This window comes from Vibrio sp. 10N.261.46.E11 (genome assembly GCF_041472735.1).
Classification (GTDB): Bacteria; Pseudomonadota; Gammaproteobacteria; order Enterobacterales; family Vibrionaceae; genus Vibrio.
On record NZ_JBFRQW010000103.1, the window covers coordinates 1 to 295 of the forward strand.

The window sequence follows — 295 nt, forward strand, 5'->3', positions numbered from 1 at the left end:
GTTTTTCACGATGTAGTCATGTATATCGCTCCCGACAAGGCGCCCGCCTGAAGGGGACTCTGCTTCTTTCTTAATGAATGCACTGAGTTGTTTTCGTTGTTCTGCATTGAGATATGCCGGTCTGCCTGTGCGAGGTTTTTCTTGAAGCCCTTCCAATCCTTCTTCAAGAAATGCTTGAACCCATTTGTTTACACTGGTTCGACTGACTTTAAGGTATTTGGCAATTTGAGTACGCGAGTGACCTTCTTTGAAGTGGGCAAGTGCTAGCAAGCGAACCTTCATTTGAATGGTTTTT

The 295-nt window shown here is 44.7% G+C and carries 1 protein-coding gene; it reads right to left on the reverse strand.

Going from position 1 to position 295, the window contains the following annotated elements; genetic code table 11:
• Positions 1-295, reverse strand: a 295-nt coding sequence (locus AB4407_RS20885; protein ID WP_372121845.1) for a transposase, incomplete at both ends; no start/stop codon positions are given.